The following is a 16,470-nucleotide window of genomic DNA, read 5'->3' as shown; positions in this document are numbered from 1 at the left end:
CACCCAACCCCGACCCCCCCCCCCCCCCTCCCCCCCCCCCCCTCCCCTCCCCCCCCCCCACCCCCCCCCCCCCCCCCCCCCCCCCCCCCCCCCCCCCCCCCCCCCCGGGGCCGTGTTGCTGTCCGGACCGGTGCCACGGCCTGCCTAGCGTGCCCATTGACTTCACCCCGAACCGAGACCGTGACCGGCGGCCTGCGCTCTCGTTCCCCCGTCCGGGGGACACAGCACGGCACTTTCCGATCTGAACCGAGGTGTACGCCCATGGTGGCCCCACCGGACAACGACGTGCTCTGGGCGCGCGCCCTGCACTTCCGGCACAACGACGGCTCGCCCGGGCTGAGCGGGGTCTCGCTCGGCGTCCGGGAGGGCGAGATCCTCGCCGTCGGCGGCCCTCACGGCAGCGGCAAGACGACCCTGCTGCGCTGTCTGTCCGGCCTGCTGCCCGCGAAGAGCGGCGAGGTGTGGTTCAACAGCGTGCCCGTGCACACCCTGAGCCCGGTGGCCCGCGAGCGGCTGCGCCGGGACCGCTTCAGCTGGATCGACCCGGTCCCGCTGCTCGTCGAGGAGCTGAACGTCTGGGAGAACACCGCCCTGCCGCTGATGCTGCGCGGCACCGGCCGGCGCCGCGCCAAGACGGCCGCCCTGGAGTGGCTGGAGCGCCTGGACATCGGTGACAAGGCCCGTCAGCACACCGTGGAGCTGACCCACGCGGAGCGCCAGCGGGTGTGCATGGCCCGGGCTCTCGCCCCGGCACCCTCGGTGCTGTTCGCCGACGAGCCGACCGCCCCGCTGCACCGTGTCGACCGCGCGCAGGTACTGCGCACGCTCACCACCGCGGCCCGCTCGCACGGCATCACCGTGGTCCTCGCGACGCACGACGCGCAGACCGCCGCCCTCGCCGACCGCACCGTGTCGCTGCTCGACGGGCGGCGCGTGCACACGATCCACCTGCCGCCGGTACCCGGGACGGCCGAGACGGAAGGCCGGGCGGCGTGCTCGCTCTCCGTCTGAGCCTCGGCGCCCGGCCGGCCGTCCAGCTGCGCCGGCTCCTGGTCGCGGCCGCGTCGGCGGGCACGGGCTTCCTGCTGCTGAGCGCCCTCGGCCACGCCCTGGGCCACCCGGACCCGTCCCTCTCGGCGCTCCGGCTGGCCTGGTGCGCGGCTCCGCTGACGGCCACGGTGTACTTCGCGGTCGCGGTCGCCCGCACCGATCCGGGCACCCGGCCCCGGCCCGGTCTGTCGGCGATCGGTCTCGGACCCGCCCGGCTGATGGTGATCTCCGCGGTCACCACGGCACTGTCCTGCCTGCTGGGCTCGGCGCTGGCCCTGCTGGTCTTCCTCCAGCTGCGCGGCGATCTGACCGGCATGCCCTTCGGCGGCGGCGCGACGGACTTCCTCGCCGCCGGCCGGCCCCTTCCGCTGCCGGCGGCGCTGACGCTGCTGGCCCTGGTTCCCCTGAGCGCGTCGGCGGCGGTGGCGGTGGCGCTGCGGCCGCGCGAGCCGGTGGCGGGCGCCCCCCGCGTGGCACACGCGCACGCCCGGTTCGGCGCCTTCCGGCGCACGGCGGTACGGGAGTCGTTCGGGGCGTACGGACGGTTCGGCAAGCAGCTGAGGGCCTCGCCGCGCGGGCGGCGTACCGCGGATGCGGCACCGGCGCGGGACCACGCGGAGGACGCTCCCGGGAGCGCGGGCGAGCCCGGAGCCGGGCCGGCCGCCGACGCCCTGCCCGCCGCTGTGCACACGCCACCGTCCGGGCTCCCCTGGGGCGTCGCGGTGCTGGCGGTGGGGCTGGCCGTGGAGGCCTTCGCCAGCCGTTCGGGTCCTGCCCCACCGGGCGACCGGCCGGCCGCGCTGCTCGGGCTGGCCCTGGCCTGCGTCGGCCTCGCCCTCGCCGGCCCCGGTCTCACCCATCTGTGCGGCCGGCTGCTTCAGACCGTCCGCCCGGGCGCCCAGCGGCTGCTGGCCGGACGGGTGCTCATGGCGGAGGCCACGCGCATCGGCCGCCCGCTCGGGGTGGTCTGCGCGGTGATGTCGGCCGCGTACGCCATGGCCTCGCTGCACGAGCGCGAGGACACGTCCTCCGGCCCGCTCGTCGCCCTCGGGGTGCTGCTGGTGGCCGGCTGCACGGTGGCGACCCTGTTGACGGCCGCCGTCGAGGCCAGACAGGCCCGCGCCGACACCACCGCCGCGCTCCGGCGCCTCGGGGCACCCATGGTGACACTGCGCAGGGCGGCCGCGCTTCGCGCGGGTGCGCTGCTCGCCCTGTTCGGGCCGTTGTCACTGCTCGTGGCGGAGCTGTCGGCGTGGCCACTGACCGGCTGAGGAGCGCGAGCGCGCGACGCGCGAGGGGCCGGCAACGGGCCGGCCGTCCGAGGGGCGCGCTGCGGAGACGCACAAAGGGCTCGCTCCGGGCCGTACCCGGCCCGACGAGGACCGTACGAAAACTGATCCGAACGACATCCTCACAGGCCGATGAGTTCCGCGCGGACCACCGGTCTACCCCCGCGAACGCCACGGAACCGAACGGAAGAGGCCCCGCCATGTACCAGCAGATGATCTTCGTGAACCTGCCCGTCACCGACCTCGACGCCTCGAAGAAGTTCTTCACCGAGCTCGGCTACTCGATCAACGCGCAGTTCAGCGACGAGACCACCACCTCTGTCGTGATCAGTGACACGATCATCGCGATGCTGCTGAGCAAACCGAAGTACGCGGAGTTCACGAAGAAGGAGATCGCGGACGCCACCAAGAGCAGCGAGGTGCTGCTGGCGCTGAGCGCCGAGAGCCGCGAGAAGGTCGACGAGCTGGTGGACAAGGCCCTGGCGGCCGGGGGCACGGTCGCCGGTGACACCCAGGACCTCGGTTTCATGTACGGCCGCTCCTTCGACGACCTCGACGGCCACACCTGGGAGATCGTGTGGATGGACCCGGCCGCCGTGGAGGGCTGACGAACGGTGGGGCCTAGCATGGGCGGGTGCAGACCAGTCCCGCCCATGCCGTCCATCACGGGGACCGCGAGATCGAGACGCTCGAGGAGTTCGACGCCGTGTTCTCGTCGCGCGGAACGCTCTCCGGGTTTCGTGTCCAGGCCGTCGATCTGACCGACCGGACCCGGGAGTTGCTCGCCGCGGACACCGCCGAAGCCGTGTTCCTCGGCTGCCGGATGCGCCCGGACGCGGCCGAGAAGCTCCGCACCGACGGAGCGCTCGTCCTGCCGCCCGTTCCGGGCCTGCCCTTCGACCCGTACCGGGGGCATCTCTACACACCCGCCGACCTGTTCGCCTCGCTCGACAAGGGCTACGAGGCGACCCCGGACGCGCTGGCCTACGCCTGGTTCCAGCGGACCAGGGCCGGCGGCGACATCTTCGCCTCCATGCTGCGCGCGGTCCACGACGACTCCATGTCCGACACTCTCGACGAACTGCTGCGCGGCGCGCGGGTCGTGGGCGTGATGGGCGGTCATGCGATGGCGCGCGGAACCGAGGAGTTCCGGGGTGCCGCCCGCCTCGGACGGGCGCTCGGTCACGCCGGGTTCACGGTGGCGACAGGCGGGGGTCCGGGCGCGATGGAGGCCGCGAACCTCGGCGCCTACACCGCCCCGTACGACGACGACATGCTGGACGAGGCCTGCGAACTCCTTTCGGTCGCACCGTCGTTCACACCGTCGATCACCGACTGGGCGCGTGCCGCCTTCGAGGTGCGCACCCGCTGGCCGCAGGGCAACCACTCGGTCGGCATCCCCACCTGGTTCTACGGTCACGAGCCGCCGAACGCCTTCGCCTCGCACATCGCGAAGTACTTCGCCAACGCCACCCGCGAGGACGGCCTGCTCGCCCGCTGCAACGCGGGGGTGGTGTTCCTGCCCGGTGCCGCCGGCACGGTTCAGGAGATCTTCGACAACGCGACGCCGAACTACTACCGGTCGCGCGGTGAGCCCACGCCCATGGTGCTGGTCGACCGGGCCCACTGGACGGAGAAGCTGCCCACCTGGCCGCTGCTGCGGTCCCTCGCCCGGGAGCGGCCGATGGAGGCACGGATCGCCCTCGTGGACCGGATCGAGGAGGCACCGGAGGCACTGAAACGCTTGGGCGGTTAATAAGAAGGTAAAGCCCGGGCCTGCGATCGGCTTATGCGTTGACACTACTTATGCGGCGCTTATAGACCTGGGAGCCTCATGGGAGTGCTGATGCTCCATCACCACTTCCTCAACCCCCCGCATTTACGCATCCCCGTAAAGGACAAACGTGGCAGTTCTGTCCGTATCCCGCCGTGCCGTCGCGCGCTCCGTGCGCGCCCTCGGTGTCGTCTCCGTGTCCGCCGCGCTCGCGCTCGGCGCTGCCGGCACCGCGGCGGCGTGCAACATCAACGAGTTCTCGGCCAAGGCCGAGTGCGACGGTGACAACGGTGTCATCACCGTCACCGACGTCGACCCGGCCGGTGTCCCCGCGACCGTCACCGTGTTCCTGCAGAACAACGGCGCCGACATCGAGAAGATCGGCGAGCAGGTGGTCAAGGGCACCCGTCAGGGCACCACCATCACCTTCGAGGAGGACTGGAAGCCGAACGCCGAGTACCGCATCCACGTCACGGCGAAGCCCTACGTCGACGAGGACATCAAGCCGAACCTGACCACCCCGGCGACGGCCTGCGAGGAGGGCGAGGAACCCCCGGCTACGGAGCCCACGCCGACTCCGTCGGATTCCTCCTCGCCCCCCGCCGAGGAGCCCGGCGCGCCGGCCCCGTCGCCGTCGGAGAGCGAGAGCACCCCTCCGGCGGACACCTCGAGCAACGCGCCGTCCCCGGCCGGTGAGTCGAACCTCGCCGAGACCGGTGCCGACTCCAACACCGGTCTGATCGCCGGCGTCGCGGCCGCTCTCGTCGTGGTCGGCGGTGGCGCGGTCTTCTTCGGCATGCGCCGCCGCGGGGCGAACAGCGAGCGCTGACGTCTCACGGACACACGGGTGGCCCGTTCCCTGTTCAGGGGGCGGGCCACTTCCGTGGCCCGCCGCTCAGCCGAACGTCGCCCGTTCCAGCCAGAGTTCCAGCAGCTCCCGCTCGCCGAACACCTCCAGCTCCGGCGCGTCCAGCGGCAGCCGACGGTAGAAGGCGAGGAGCACGGAGGTGAGCGGGCCGCGCAGGGCGACGGTGGCCTTCTCGTGGCCGCGGCGCCAGGAGACACCGTCCTCGGTGAGTTCGATCAGCCTCCCCCACTCTTCGGACGGGGGAACCCCCATCCCGCTTCGCCCGGCATTCGCCTCCTCACCGGTGTCCGTGGCGTGCAGATGGATCGTCCGCCGGGGCCCGCGCAGTTCCTGCACCGTGTCCTCCGGCAGCGTCCGCTGCGCCCACTCCACGATCTCCAGCCACTCGTCGATCGCGTCGGCGGCGGCCTCGGGGGCGACCTCGAAGGGCAGTCCGGCGGCGAGGGTCGCGTCCGCACGGTGGACGATCAGCTCGTGCGTCATACGGCGGGCCCAGAACCCGGCGTTGCAGATCCCCGCCCAGCTCCACACCGCCGCGCCCGGCCCGGCGTCCCGCAGCGCGCCGACGATCAGCTCGCCGCACTCCGCCAGCCACGCGTCCAGCGCGCCGGGATCGCCCTGGACCCCCGGCCCTTCGAAGCCCGGCACCCGCTCCTCGGGGATGTCGCCCTCCGCCTCGGTGCGCACCATCAGCGCGGCCCAGCGCAGGGCACCGCCGACGTGCCGTACGAGCTGCTCCAGGGACCAGTCGGGGGTGGTGGGCACCGTGCCGGACAGATCGGCGCCGGAGGTCACGACGGTCCGCAACTGCGCGACCTGGTGCTCGATCTCCCGGCAGTAGTGGTCGTGCGCGAGTCGGGTCATGCCGCACACCCTAGAAGGACGCGCTCACTCCAGCACGGCGATTTCCGCGGCGTCGAACTCCACTCCGACCTCGTCCCCCACCCCGGGCGCGGCCCTGAGCGCGCAGGCCGCCTCCAGTCGGGGTGCGTCGTCGGGGTGGAGGCGGACGGCGACATGGGTGCCCCGGAAGGTGCGCGCGGCCACCGTGCAGCGCAGGCCCTCGTCGGCCGGGACCAGGCGGACTCCGGCGGGCCGGACGAGCAGGGTGCGCGTGCCCTGCGGGGCGCCGTCCGGCACGGGGACCTTCCCCCAGGGGGTCACGGCGACCCCGTCCGCCACCGTCGCCTCGACCACGTTCTCGAAGCCGAGGAAGCGCGCCACGAAGGCGTCGGCCGGATGCTGCCACACCTCAAGTGGTGTACCGGACTGGGCGATCCGCCCGTCCCGCATCACCACCACCCGGTCGGCCAGTGCGAACGCCTCGCCCTGATCATGGGTCACCGCGAGCACGGTGGTGCCCAACCCGCCGAACAGCTCCCGCAGTTCGACGATGAGGCGTTCCCTGAGCGACCGGTCCAGCTGTCCGAGCGGCTCGTCAAGCATCAGCAGCCGGGGACTGGGCGCGAGGGCACGGGCCAGTGCGACACGCTGCTGCTCGCCGCCGGACAGCGCGGCGACGGCCCGCCCGGCCGCCCCCGGCAGTCCCACGAGGTCCAGGAGTTCCCGTACCCGCTCGGCCTGCTCACCGCGTGACGCGCCGTGCATCCGGGGCCCGAAGGCCACGTTGCCACCCACATCCCGCTGCGGGAACAGCTGATGGTCCTGGAACATCAGCCCGACCCCGCGCCTGTGCGCGGGCACGCCCGACTGGTCCCGTCCGTCGAGCCGGATCCGCCCGGAGTCGAGGGGCTGCAGCCCGGCGACCGCCCGCAGCAGCGTCGACTTGCCGCTGCCGCTGGGCCCGAGCACGCACACGATCTCGTGCTCGGCGACCCCCAGGTCGACGGCGTCCAGCGCCGCCCGCCCGCCGAAGCGGACGGTCGCGCCCTGAAGGCTCAGCAGCATCTAGAACTCCCCGGTCCGGTCGGTCCGCAGCCGCTCCAGCACGAGCAGTGCCACCGCGCACACGATCATCAGAATCGTCGACAAGGCCATCGCCTGCCCGTAGTTGAGGTCCCCGGGCCGCCCCAGCAGCCGCGCCACGGCCACCGGCAGGGTCGGGTTCTCCGGCCTCGCGATGAACACCGTCGCCCCGAACTCCCCGAGCGACACGGCGAAGGCGAACCCGGCCGCGACCAGCAGCGCCCGTCGCACCAGCGGCAGGTCCACCTCCCGCCACGCCCGCCACGGCGACGCCCCGAGCACCGCCGCCGCCTCCCGCAGCCGTACGTCCACGGCCCGCAGCACCGGCAGCATGGTCCGTACGACGAAGGGCACGCCGACCAGCGCCTGCGCGAGCGGGACCAGGATCCAGGAGGCCCTGAGGTCCAGCGGCGGCTCGTCGAGGGCGATCAGGAAACCGAAGCCCACGGTCACCGCGGACACCCCGAGCGGCAGCATCAGCAGCGCGTCGAACCCGCGCACCAGCCGTCCCGCGTCCCGCCGGGTCAGCGCGACGGCGGCGAGGCCGCCGATCACCACGGCGATGACCGTCGCGGCGACGGCGTACTGCAGCGAGTTGCCGACCGCCTCGATGGGCGCGACCAGGAACACTCCCCCGTCGTCCTCGGTCAGCGCCCGGTAGTAGCCGAGCCCGGCGGCCCCGAAGGACCTCTCCACCAGCACCGCGAGGGGAAGCAGGATCAGTACGGCGACGGTGGCGACGACGCCGCCCAGCAGCGCCCACTGCCCTCTCCCGCGGGGCCGGCGCGCGGTCGAGGCGTCCACCAGGCGCAGCGCGCTCTCCCGGCGCCGTACGGTCCAGGCGTGCAGGGCGAGGATCGAGCCCACGGCGACGAACTGGATCATCGTCAGGACGGCGGCCGTGGACAGGTCGAAGATCTCGGAGGTCTGCCGGTAGATCTCCACCTCGAGGGTGGAGAAGGCGGGCCCGCCCAGGATCTGCACCACACCGAACGAGGTGAAGGTGAACAGGAAGACCATCAGCGCGGCGGCGGCCACGGCCGGCGCGAGCGCGGGCAGGGTCACGGTCCGCCAGGCCGCGAACCGCGAGGCGCCGAGCATCCGCGCGGCCTCCTCCTGCCGCGGGTCGAGCTGGGACCACAGTCCGCCCACGGTGCGTACGACGACGGCGTAGTTGAAGAAGACGTGCGCGAGCAGGATCGCCCACACGGTGGTGTCCAGCCGCACGCCCCAGTGTTCGTCGAGCAGGCCACCGCGCCCGACGAGCGCCATGAACGCCGTACCGACGACGACCGTCGGCAGCACGAACGGCACGGTGACCACGGCCCGCAGCACCTGCTTGCCGGGGAAGTCGAAGCGGGCGAAGACATACGCGCCGGGCAGGGCGATCAGCAAGGTGAGGGCGGTGGAGGCGAGAGCCTGCCAGGTGGTGAACCACAGCACCTGCCGGACGTCGGACTGGGCCAGCACGTCCCCGATCCGCCCGAGCTGCCAGGTCCCGTCGGCCTTCAGTCCGCGCGCGACGATCGCGGTGACGGGATAGGCGAAGAACACGGCGAAGAACGCGACCGGCACGGCCATCAGGCCGAGCCGGGCCGCGCTCCCGTGCCGCTTCGCCGCGGCTCGCGTCACTTCAGTACGAGCGAGGTCCACGACTTGACCCACTGGTCACGGTTTTCGGCGATCTTCGCCGGGTCCATGGTCGCCGGGTCCTTCGCCTGCGGCCCGAACTTCACGAACTCCTCGGGCACCTGGGCGCCCTCCCGTACCGGATACACGAACATGTTGAGCGGCATGTCGTCCTGGAAGGTCTTGCTGATCAGGAAGTCCAGCAGCGCCTTGCCGCCCTCGGGGTTCTTCGCGTTGTCCAGCAGCCCCGCGTACTCGACCTGGCGGAAGCAGGTGCCCTCGGCGACCCCCGTGGGCGCGGTTTCCGGCTTCGGGTCGGCGTAGATGACCTCGGCGGGCGGCGAGGAGGCGTACGACACCACCAGCGGCCGGTCGGCCTTGGCCTGCTTGCCGCCGGCCGAGCCGGAGAACTCCTCGTTGTAGGCCTGCTCCCAGCCGTCGACCACCTTGACGCCGTTGGCCCTGAGCTTCTTCCAGTAGTTCTGCCAGCCTTCGTCCCCGTACTTGGCCGCGGTGCCGAGCAGGAAGCCGAGACCGGGCGAGGAGGTCGAGGCGTTCTCGACGACGAGGAGGTCCTTGTACTCGGGCTTGACCAGGTCGTCGAACGTCTTCGGCGGGGTGAGGTCGTGCTCGCCGAACCATGCCTTGTCGTAGTTGACGCAGACGTCACCGCTGTCGACGGGGGTGACCCGGTGCCCGGCCTCGTCCACCCGGTACTCGGGCAGGATCCGATCGGAGCCCTTCGCCTCGTACGGCTGGAACAGCCCGTTGTCGAGGGCACGGGACAGCAGGGTGTTGTCGACGCCGAAGAAGACGTCGCCCTGCGGGTTGTCCTTGGTCAGGACGGCCTTGTTCACGGCCTGCCCGGCGTCGCCGTCCTCGAGGACCTTGAGCTCGTAGCCGGACTGCTTCTCGAAGGCGGCGACGACGTCCTTCGACACGGCCCACGAGTTGTGGCTGACGAGGGTCACGGTCCCGGACCCGCCGCCGCTCGCCTCGTCGCCGTCCGAGGACCCGCACGCGGACAGTGTGACCAGCCCCAGCCCGACGACCAGGACCGTGACCTTCTTGGTGATACCCACTTGATTCCTCCTGGAGTGACCAGGAAGAGACGCGGCCCCGCCAGGAACCCCTGGGCGGGGTCCCGGGCAGGGCGCAACAGCTCGAGTGATGACCGATCTCCCTACCCAGAATGACCTGGGCCAGGTTCGGAGGGTCTGCGGCCGGTACCGCACTCTCAGCGCTGTGGCGCTCCCCTGTCGGAATATGAAGATGTACGTACTCGGGTCACATTACCGCTCGCTCGCGGCGAGCTGCCCACACGCCCCGTCGATCTCCTGTCCACGGGTGTCCCGGACCGTCACCGGCACACCGTGCGCGGCGATCGCCTCCACGAACGCCTTCTCGTCCTCGGGACGGGAAGCGGTCCACTTCGAGCCGGGCGTGGGGTTGAGCGGGATGAGGTTGACGTGCACGGGACGTCCCCTGAGCATCCGCCCGAGGCGGTCACCCCGCCAGGCCTGGTCGTTGATGTCCCGGATGAGCGCGTACTCGATGGACAGCCGCCGCCCGGACCTGGCCGCGTACTCGAACCCGGCGTCCAGGACCTCGCGCACCCTCCACCGTGTGTTCACGGGAACGAGGGTGTCGCGCAGTTCGTCGTCGGGAGCGTGCAGCGAGATGGCGAGCCGGCACTTGAAGCCCTCGTCGGAGAACCGGTGAATGGCCGGGACGAGTCCGACCGTGGACACGGTGATCCCCCGCTGGGACAACCCGAGCCCGTCCGGCTCGGGGTCGGTCAGACGCCGAATGGCCCCCACGACCCGCTTGTAGTTGGCGAGGGGCTCCCCCATGCCCATGAACACGATGTTGCTCAGCCGCGCCGGGCCGCCGGGCACCTCACCGTCCCGGAGCGCCCGCATCCCGTCCACGATCTGGTGCACGATCTCGGCGGTCGACAGATTCCGGTCCAGCCCGGCCTGCCCGGTCGCGCAGAAGGGGCAGTTCATCCCGCACCCGGCCTGCGAGCTGATGCACATCGTCACCCGGTCCGGGTAGCGCATCAGCACCGACTCGACGAGCGTCCCGTCGAACAGCTTCCACAGCGTCTTGCGGGTGGTGCCCTGGTCGGTCGACAGATGCCGCACGACCGTCATCAGCTCCGGAAGCAGCGCCTCCCGCAGTCTGCCGCGCGAGCCGGCCGGGATGTCGGTCCACTGCTCCGGCTCGTGGGCGTACCGCGCGAAGTAGTGCTGCGAGAGCTGCTTGGCACGAAACGGCTTCTCACCGGCCGCGGCGACCGCCTCCTTGCGCTCGGCGGGCGTGAGATCGGCAAGGTGCCGCGGCGGCTTCTTGGCTCCGCGCGGCGCGACGAAAGTGAGTTCTCCGGGCTTAGGCATGGCTGTACCAGTGTGGCAGATCGACTCGGGGAGCCCAGGCCAGAGCGGGGTGGGGGTGGTCACCCGTGGGTGCCGACTGTCAGCGTTGGTCGGCCTCGGACGGCCCAGGGACGGCCCAGGACTTAATCAGCCGACGCCGTAGGTGCCCAGGTGCCGGCGCCCACGGCCCGTCATTCCATCTGGGCAGAAGCGACCGGGAGCTGTTCCCTGTACGGCCATGTGAAGGTGCGGTCGGGTTCGAGATGGGCGTCACCCCAGTGAATGGCATGGATGCCGTTCTCGGCGTCAGCCGTGAAGAACACACAGACGAGCCTGGTGGAAGCTCCCAGCTCCTCGAACGCTTCGTGCAGCCCCAGGTACTCCTCGGTCATCAGATCCTCGTCGACGTCGAAGAGACCCTCCGGAGGCTGCGGCCCGTGCGCCCGGAGCAGCCGTTGCCGCGTGGGCGAGGCGTTGGCGGGCAGTCGGGCCCGGTCCAGTGGCCTGGGCCTGTCCGCGTAGCGGAAGGGGAAGAGTGCGTGATCGTTGATCACTGCGTACTCGTATCCGCGTACGTCTCGTACGGCTTCCCCCAGCTCACGTGCCGTCTCCGCCAGGTGCTCGCGCACCAGGCCCGCCAGGGCGACACCGTAGGGACTCCGCTTCTTCAGCCCCGCAGCGAGGTGCGCGGCATGAGCCTTCGCGTGCGCCTCGGCCAGCTGCACCGCAACCGCAGCGGCCACCGCGCCGGCATGCCGCCCAAACCGCTCAACGGCCCAGTCTGACGGCCCCACCGAATAGCCACCCAACACCGACATGCAGCGCCTCCTCCCCCTGGTCCCCGCCTCTGAACTGTGTGACACGCACACGAAGGGCACACAAGGGGGCGATCTGGCCAGGACTCGGTCGCACACGCTTGCGGTCAGAACAGCCACAACTGATCACCGGCAGCCGTGACCTGCGGTCGTCTCACTTGCCCTAGTTCGGTGATCAATGTCAGTGGGACGCTGCATACTGATCCCGGCGCAACCGGAGTCCACAGTGCTGCTCAGGGGGGCTGACATGCCGCTGGTGGCTGAGACCATCTCAGAAGCTTTCGCGCAATTCCTAAAAAAGAAGACGCCCAAGAAGTGGGAGAAAGAGGAGGTGAGTAAATACCGGACAAGGATCTACGAGACTCTAGATGCCGAGTTTGGTGTTTACAGTTTTTTTCAAAGCGGATCTTTCTCCAACGGCACTGGGATTTCCCAAGTTAGCGACGTTGATTACTTCGCTCGAATCCCGCTGGATCGTAAAACGATAAAACCGGTCTCCTTCTTGACCTCGATGAAGAGCGTTTTGAAGAAGGAGCTGTGGGAGGCTTTCGACGTGTGGGTTTCACGCCCCACTGTCAGTATTGACTTCAAGCAGCTTGTGACGCAGTACGAGGTGACACCCGGCTTCTACGAGCGTTCAGGGCCGAATGGTGAAGAAGTATTCCTGATTCCGGGTCCCGGGGACACGTGGAGAGAGTCGGCCCCTAAAGCGCATTTGCAGTACGTTCGAGATGCGGACGGCTCCGGCAAAGTTAAGGGCCTCGCTAGGCTGCTAAAGGCGTGGAAGTACCAGCACCGTGTCCCAGTCTCTTCCTTCTATCTAGAGATGCGTGCCGCACAGTACGGGATGCAGGTAGACAGCATTCTGTATCCATCAGCCCTGCCGGATATAGTCGATCGGATGATTAAACACGGTGTCCGTTCCATGAATGATCCGACCGGCCTGGTGAATAGAATCACTCCCTGCAGTTCGGAGGTCAATCGTCTGGCGACCATCAGAGCCATGAACGCGTGCCTGCCTCACCTTGAGGCGGGTTATGCAAAGTGGACGGTGGATGACTGGGCAGCATCCAGTGAGTACCAAGAAGTTTTCGGCACCGACTTTCCGTACGTTCTCTAAGGTTGGCGATGCCCACTTTTACAACGCCGCCAATTTACGAGGCGCAGAACACGGAGTCTTCCCTGCGTCTGCTCGCTGCGCAGCGTCAGACATACTCCGATGCCAAGTTGCTTCACTTCGCGAAGCTGTCGATCGTCCTTATCGGCGGACTGGCGACCGTCGCAACCACTTTCATGTTGGACCCGTTCAAGCCTATAATTGGCGCAGCCTCAGGAGTCACACTTCTCATTCTGAGCCTCGCAGGAAGCGCACGCGAGAAGAAGAAGGTCGATTCTGCGGCAGCCATGCAGGAGGAATTTGACACGAGTGTCTTTCAGTTGCCATGGGCGCGAGGTGGAAAAGTGCGCCGCCCTAGCGCGTCTGAAGTGGCTCGTGCATCTATGCGTTACAAGCGTGGGAATCTCCGGGATTGGTACGGAATCACTACACGGATCGCACGACCTGCCGATGTGCTGATTTGCCAGCGAGTTAATCTTGGGTGGGGAGTGGCTACGCACCGAGCGTGGGCAGCGTGTGCATTCTCTCTGGGCATTCTTCTTTTCTCCGCAGTTACCGTAGCGGCCATACTAGGGAGCCTGTCGCTTCTCGCTGCCATTATCGGCGTGTACGTCCCGCTCATACCTGCCATTAAAGAACTAATCGAAGTGTGGCGCTCTAACTCCCGAAGCGCACAACTCAAGGAGGAGGCCGATCATAGCGCAGGCGAGATGTGGGAATCTGTGGTGAGGAAGAAGAAGCTACCTTCCGAGGCGCAGTGCAGAAAGCTCCAAGATGACATTTTGGCCGGGCGGCGAAAAAATGCACTCATTCCCGACTGGTTTTATCGTGCTTTGAGGTCGCGAGAAGAGGCCGTCATGCGTCTTAGCGTGGGCGATTACTTGGAGCAGGGACGGCAACAGGGTTTTTGTGAGGAATAGGGATGCTGTCGGAGAGGGCGGCGGAGCGGCTTTGGGCTGGAGCTGCTTTGGGGCGAGTGATCTTGGCCCCGTAAGCTGATGGCGAGTCGGGCAGTCTGTGGACCTGCCCGGTAAAGCACGACGTTGGGGCCAAGATCTTCGAGGCTCGCCCCAAAGTGGCTGCCTAAAGCCGTGGAGCCGACCGCCCCAGCCACAGAGGGTGTCTCCCACTTCGTGCCCGCAGCCGCCGAGCGCGCCGCCGGGCGCGGCCAGCCGGGGCGAAGACAGGAGGCAGGCCGCGCCGCAGAGGCGGCGCGCGCCCGCGCCGTGCGCGGGCCTTGATGAACGTAGGGAAAGTCTTACCGCACCCATGATCGGCAACCGCCCCGATCGTAGCCTGTCGGCTCTCTGCTGGCCTCGGCTAACGTTCCATGCATGCCTTCTGCACTGGACACACCCCAGGGAGCGGCCGAACTCGCCGAGTCCCTGCTTCCTCCGCTCGGGAATCGCTGGCTGCACACTCAGGCCGTGGCCGCTCGGGCGCGCGAGGCTTCCGCGGCTGTGTCCGAGGCGGACCGGGATCTCCTCGTCGCTGCCGCGTGGCTGCATGACATCGGCTACGCGCCCGAGCTGCGTGACACAGGCTTCCATCCCCTCGACGGTGCCCGGCACCTCGAATCGCTGGGTGCGCCGGCACGCCTGGTGCGGTTGGTCGCTCATCACTCCGGGGCCGTGTATGAGGCAGAGCAGCGCGGGCTCTCGGCGGAGCTGGCCGTCTACGAGCGGGAAGACTCGCCGGTCCTCGACGCCTTGATCTTCGCTGACATGACGACCGGCCCCGCCGGGGAGTCCTTCGACTTCGACACCCGGATCGATGAGATCCTGGTCCGGTACGAGCCCGGCAGCGAGGTGCACAACGCGATCAGCAAGGCACGGCCGTATCTCCGGGGCGCTGTCGAGCGGACTCGCGACCGCATGGCGCATCAGCCGATGTAGGGCTCCGCCCGGTCGGCCAGGCCGTGCTCGATCCGCATGCGCATCGACGGGTGGATGTTCAGCTCGTCCAGCTTGCTCGGGTCGACGAATGCCACTTCCTTGCTCTCGCTGCTCGTCCGCAGCTCGCCGCCGGTGATGCGGGCGTGGAAGCAGATGGAGAACTGCTGGCGGACCTCTCCGTCGTCGTACGCCATGACGTGGCCTGGGTTGGTGTAGATGCCGACGAGGCCGGTCACCTCCACGTCGAAGCCGGTCTCTTCCTTCGTCTCGCGCACGGCTGCGTCCGGGGCCGACTCGCCCAGGTCGATGCCACCACCGGGCAAGGCCCAGAGGTTGTTGTCGGTCTTGTGGATCAGCAAGACCTCTCCGGCCTCGTTGCATGCAACGGCGGTCACGGAGGGGACGAGGCTGTTCGCCTTCGGGGCGTTGGGATCGTTGAAGTAGTCGACACGCGCCATGTGTTCAGCGTTGCACGTCCGGGGCTCGTTACGCCTCCCGGCCCCGCTCCCATGCGTAGTCGAAGCTCCGCATGTAGTGCCGGAAGGTCCGCGCTCCGGGGAGGTACCGGAAGTGCATCACCGGGTTCTGACCGGCGGGAGCTCCGAGGACATGCGGGTTCACCAGAACGTCCTCGTCGAACCGGTAGATCGAGTTGTAGAGGATCGTGTCGTGCAACCGGACTTCGACCCCGGGCGTCGACATGGCGGGCTCGAGGTAGCGCCGGGTGATGCGGGCACGTGCGGCCAGGTCACCGCCGATGCCCTCCTCTTCGCCGCGCTGGCGGACCGCTTCGGAGTCGGGGTCCCCGAGCAGGATGCGGACCTGGGCGCCGGCCTTCGCCTTCTCGGCCAGTTGGTCGGGCAGGTCCGGGTTGCTGTCGAAGAGGAAGAGTCCGGCGTACACGAGGATGTCGACCTGATCCGTCGCCTTCTCGATCAGGGATGACCAGAGCGGGGCAGGCACCGCGCCACGGTGCGGGTAATACGTGATCAGCTCGGACGTGCTGGCCTTCTCCGCCTGCTTCTCCACGGACGGCCAGATGTAGACCTCGTCGACTCCGAGGAAGCTCGCCGCCTTCCAGCGGTGCCCGCGGTGCGGAGTGCGGCCGGTGGTGATCCACCGTTCGACGCTCTTGGGATCCACTCCGACGTGCTCGGCAACAGACTGGATCGTCTCGCCCTTCGCTGAAATTGCCGCGCGCAGACGCTCGTTCGCCATGACGTGCCCTTCACTCGGACGGCTAGGGACGTTTTGACGGTACCTCAGACGTCCCCAAACGTCCATACGGGCGGTGATGCGTCCACCCCTCCTCACGGTCTCCTGATCTCACCGACGGGATGTCGGTCAACACCTCACCGCAACAGGAGACAAGACCATGCGTCAGATCCCCGTGGACACCGCCAACGCCACCGTGATGGTCGCCAAGGCCCCGCAGCCCAAGGTGAAGGACCGCCGTACCGGTGAGATCGCCACCGACAAGGACGGTGCCACCCTGATGGTCGTGGAGGTCATGTTCTCCACGCCCGACGAGGTGGAGATCCTCAAGCTCACCGTCCCGCAGTCCGGCGTCTCCGAAGACCTGGACATGGGCACCCCGGTGGTCCTGACCGGCCTGGTCGCCTCGCCGTGGGAGAACGAGTTCAACGGCCAGAAGCGGCATGGCATCGCCTTCCGCGCAGTCGCGGTGACCTCGCTGACCGCCGCGGACTCGGCCTCGAAGGCGGCCTGA

General features: G+C 69.1%; 17 protein-coding genes and 1 riboswitch. Of the genes, 9 read left to right on the top strand and 8 right to left on the bottom strand.

What is annotated here, in order from left to right; all coding sequences use genetic code 11:
- Positions 1-261: 261 nt before the first annotated feature.
- The 5 genes from ACZ5C2_RS31060 to ACZ5C2_RS31040 all read left to right on the top strand — a co-directional run bounded on the left by ACZ5C2_RS31060 (position 262) and on the right by ACZ5C2_RS31040 (position 4,942).
- Positions 262-1,011, top strand: a complete 750-nt coding sequence (locus ACZ5C2_RS31060) for an ABC transporter ATP-binding protein (RefSeq protein ID WP_468798844.1) — start codon at positions 262-264, stop codon at positions 1,009-1,011.
- Positions 993-2,321 (top strand): hypothetical protein, encoded by a 1,329-nt coding sequence (locus ACZ5C2_RS31055; RefSeq protein WP_468798842.1) that lies wholly within the window; start codon positions 993-995, stop codon positions 2,319-2,321. The genes ACZ5C2_RS31060 and ACZ5C2_RS31055 overlap by 19 nt, the downstream gene beginning before the upstream one ends.
- A gap of 218 nt (positions 2,322-2,539) precedes the next feature.
- On the top strand, positions 2,540-2,947 hold the full coding sequence (locus ACZ5C2_RS31050; RefSeq protein ID WP_468798840.1) for a VOC family protein: 408 nt from the start codon (positions 2,540-2,542) through the stop codon (positions 2,945-2,947).
- A 26-nt stretch (positions 2,948-2,973) separates the two neighbouring features.
- Positions 2,974-4,095, top strand: coding sequence for an LOG family protein (locus ACZ5C2_RS31045; RefSeq protein WP_468798838.1), 1,122 nt, complete (start codon positions 2,974-2,976; stop codon positions 4,093-4,095).
- Between the two features lie 148 nt (positions 4,096-4,243).
- Complete coding sequence (locus ACZ5C2_RS31040) at positions 4,244-4,942, top strand: LAETG motif-containing sortase-dependent surface protein (protein WP_468798836.1); 699 nt, start codon at positions 4,244-4,246, stop codon at positions 4,940-4,942.
- A gap of 66 nt (positions 4,943-5,008) precedes the next feature.
- Here ACZ5C2_RS31040 and ACZ5C2_RS31035 read toward each other — a convergent pair whose 3' ends face one another.
- The 6 genes from ACZ5C2_RS31035 to ACZ5C2_RS31010 all read right to left on the bottom strand — a co-directional run bounded on the left by ACZ5C2_RS31035 (position 5,009) and on the right by ACZ5C2_RS31010 (position 11,657).
- Positions 5,009-5,845: a maleylpyruvate isomerase family mycothiol-dependent enzyme gene (locus ACZ5C2_RS31035; protein ID WP_468798834.1), complete on the bottom strand. Its 837-nt coding sequence runs from the start codon at positions 5,843-5,845 to the stop codon at positions 5,009-5,011.
- A 24-nt stretch (positions 5,846-5,869) separates the two neighbouring features.
- Positions 5,870-6,889 (bottom strand): ABC transporter ATP-binding protein, encoded by a 1,020-nt coding sequence (locus ACZ5C2_RS31030; protein ID WP_468798832.1) that lies wholly within the window; start codon positions 6,887-6,889, stop codon positions 5,870-5,872.
- Positions 6,890-8,488 (bottom strand): ABC transporter permease, encoded by a 1,599-nt coding sequence (locus ACZ5C2_RS31025; RefSeq protein WP_468798912.1) that lies wholly within the window; start codon positions 8,486-8,488, stop codon positions 6,890-6,892.
- A gap of 47 nt (positions 8,489-8,535) precedes the next feature.
- Positions 8,536-9,618, bottom strand: a complete 1,083-nt coding sequence (locus tag ACZ5C2_RS31020; protein ID WP_468798830.1) for a thiamine ABC transporter substrate-binding protein — start codon at positions 9,616-9,618, stop codon at positions 8,536-8,538.
- Between the two features lie 80 nt (positions 9,619-9,698).
- Positions 9,699-9,804, bottom strand: a riboswitch (TPP riboswitch).
- A 24-nt stretch (positions 9,805-9,828) separates the two neighbouring features.
- On the bottom strand, positions 9,829-10,935 hold the full coding sequence (gene rlmN / locus ACZ5C2_RS31015; protein ID WP_468798828.1) for a dual-specificity RNA methyltransferase RlmN: 1,107 nt from the start codon (positions 10,933-10,935) through the stop codon (positions 9,829-9,831).
- A 170-nt stretch (positions 10,936-11,105) separates the two neighbouring features.
- Positions 11,106-11,657: a hypothetical protein gene (locus ACZ5C2_RS31010; protein ID WP_468798826.1), complete on the bottom strand. Its 552-nt coding sequence runs from the start codon at positions 11,655-11,657 to the stop codon at positions 11,106-11,108.
- 328 nt (positions 11,658-11,985) lie between these two features.
- On the opposite strand from ACZ5C2_RS31010, the gene ACZ5C2_RS31005 reads away from it, so the two are divergent.
- The 3 genes from ACZ5C2_RS31005 to ACZ5C2_RS30995 all read left to right on the top strand — a co-directional run bounded on the left by ACZ5C2_RS31005 (position 11,986) and on the right by ACZ5C2_RS30995 (position 14,741).
- A complete protein-coding gene (locus ACZ5C2_RS31005; protein WP_468798824.1) occupies positions 11,986-12,849 on the top strand; it encodes an SMODS domain-containing nucleotidyltransferase in 864 nt (287 codons plus the stop codon).
- A gap of 8 nt (positions 12,850-12,857) precedes the next feature.
- Entirely contained in the window at positions 12,858-13,766 is a 909-nt protein-coding gene (locus ACZ5C2_RS31000; RefSeq protein WP_468798910.1) for an S-4TM family putative pore-forming effector, read from the top strand.
- A gap of 414 nt (positions 13,767-14,180) precedes the next feature.
- Positions 14,181-14,741, top strand: coding sequence for an HDIG domain-containing metalloprotein (locus ACZ5C2_RS30995; protein ID WP_468798822.1), 561 nt, complete (start codon positions 14,181-14,183; stop codon positions 14,739-14,741).
- Here ACZ5C2_RS30995 and ACZ5C2_RS30990 read toward each other — a convergent pair.
- Entirely contained in the window at positions 14,729-15,199 is a 471-nt protein-coding gene (locus ACZ5C2_RS30990) for an NUDIX hydrolase (RefSeq protein WP_468798820.1), read from the bottom strand. The two genes, ACZ5C2_RS30995 and ACZ5C2_RS30990, sit on opposite strands and share 13 nt — an antisense overlap.
- Before the next feature lie 28 nt (positions 15,200-15,227).
- The gene (locus tag ACZ5C2_RS30985; RefSeq protein ID WP_468798818.1) at positions 15,228-15,959 is read right to left on the bottom strand and encodes an XRE family transcriptional regulator; all 732 of its coding nucleotides are present in this window, start codon (positions 15,957-15,959) and stop codon (positions 15,228-15,230) included.
- Positions 15,960-16,116: 157 nt separating this feature from the next.
- On the opposite strand from ACZ5C2_RS30985, the gene ACZ5C2_RS30980 reads away from it, so the two are divergent.
- Positions 16,117-16,470, top strand: a complete 354-nt coding sequence (locus ACZ5C2_RS30980; RefSeq protein WP_031023277.1) for an SCO3933 family regulatory protein — start codon at positions 16,117-16,119, stop codon at positions 16,468-16,470.

It is taken from the genome of Streptomyces sp. NPDC031365 (assembly GCF_055569765.1).
The sequence above is the reverse complement of the archived record's forward strand: the minus strand, read 5'-3'. Positions and strand labels throughout refer to the sequence as shown.

Coding starts and splice junctions, on each gene's coding strand:
- ACZ5C2_RS30990 (WP_468798820.1), bottom strand. CDS start 15,199: ATGGCGCGTGTCGACTACTTCAACGATCCCAACGCCCCGAAGGCGAAC.
- ACZ5C2_RS31000 (WP_468798910.1), top strand. CDS start 12,858: ATGCCCACTTTTACAACGCCGCCAATTTACGAGGCGCAGAACACGGAG.
- ACZ5C2_RS30995 (WP_468798822.1), top strand. CDS start 14,181: ATGCCTTCTGCACTGGACACACCCCAGGGAGCGGCCGAACTCGCCGAG.
- rlmN (WP_468798828.1), bottom strand. CDS start 10,935: ATGCCTAAGCCCGGAGAACTCACTTTCGTCGCGCCGCGCGGAGCCAAG.
- ACZ5C2_RS31030 (WP_468798832.1), bottom strand. CDS start 6,889: ATGCTGCTGAGCCTTCAGGGCGCGACCGTCCGCTTCGGCGGGCGGGCG.
- ACZ5C2_RS31050 (WP_468798840.1), top strand. CDS start 2,540: ATGTACCAGCAGATGATCTTCGTGAACCTGCCCGTCACCGACCTCGAC.
- ACZ5C2_RS31035 (WP_468798834.1), bottom strand. CDS start 5,845: ATGACCCGACTCGCGCACGACCACTACTGCCGGGAGATCGAGCACCAG.
- ACZ5C2_RS31025 (WP_468798912.1), bottom strand. CDS start 8,488: ATGGCCGTGCCGGTCGCGTTCTTCGCCGTGTTCTTCGCCTATCCCGTC.
- ACZ5C2_RS30980 (WP_031023277.1), top strand. CDS start 16,117: ATGCGTCAGATCCCCGTGGACACCGCCAACGCCACCGTGATGGTCGCC.
- ACZ5C2_RS31060 (WP_468798844.1), top strand. CDS start 262: ATGGTGGCCCCACCGGACAACGACGTGCTCTGGGCGCGCGCCCTGCAC.
- ACZ5C2_RS30985 (WP_468798818.1), bottom strand. CDS start 15,959: ATGGCGAACGAGCGTCTGCGCGCGGCAATTTCAGCGAAGGGCGAGACG.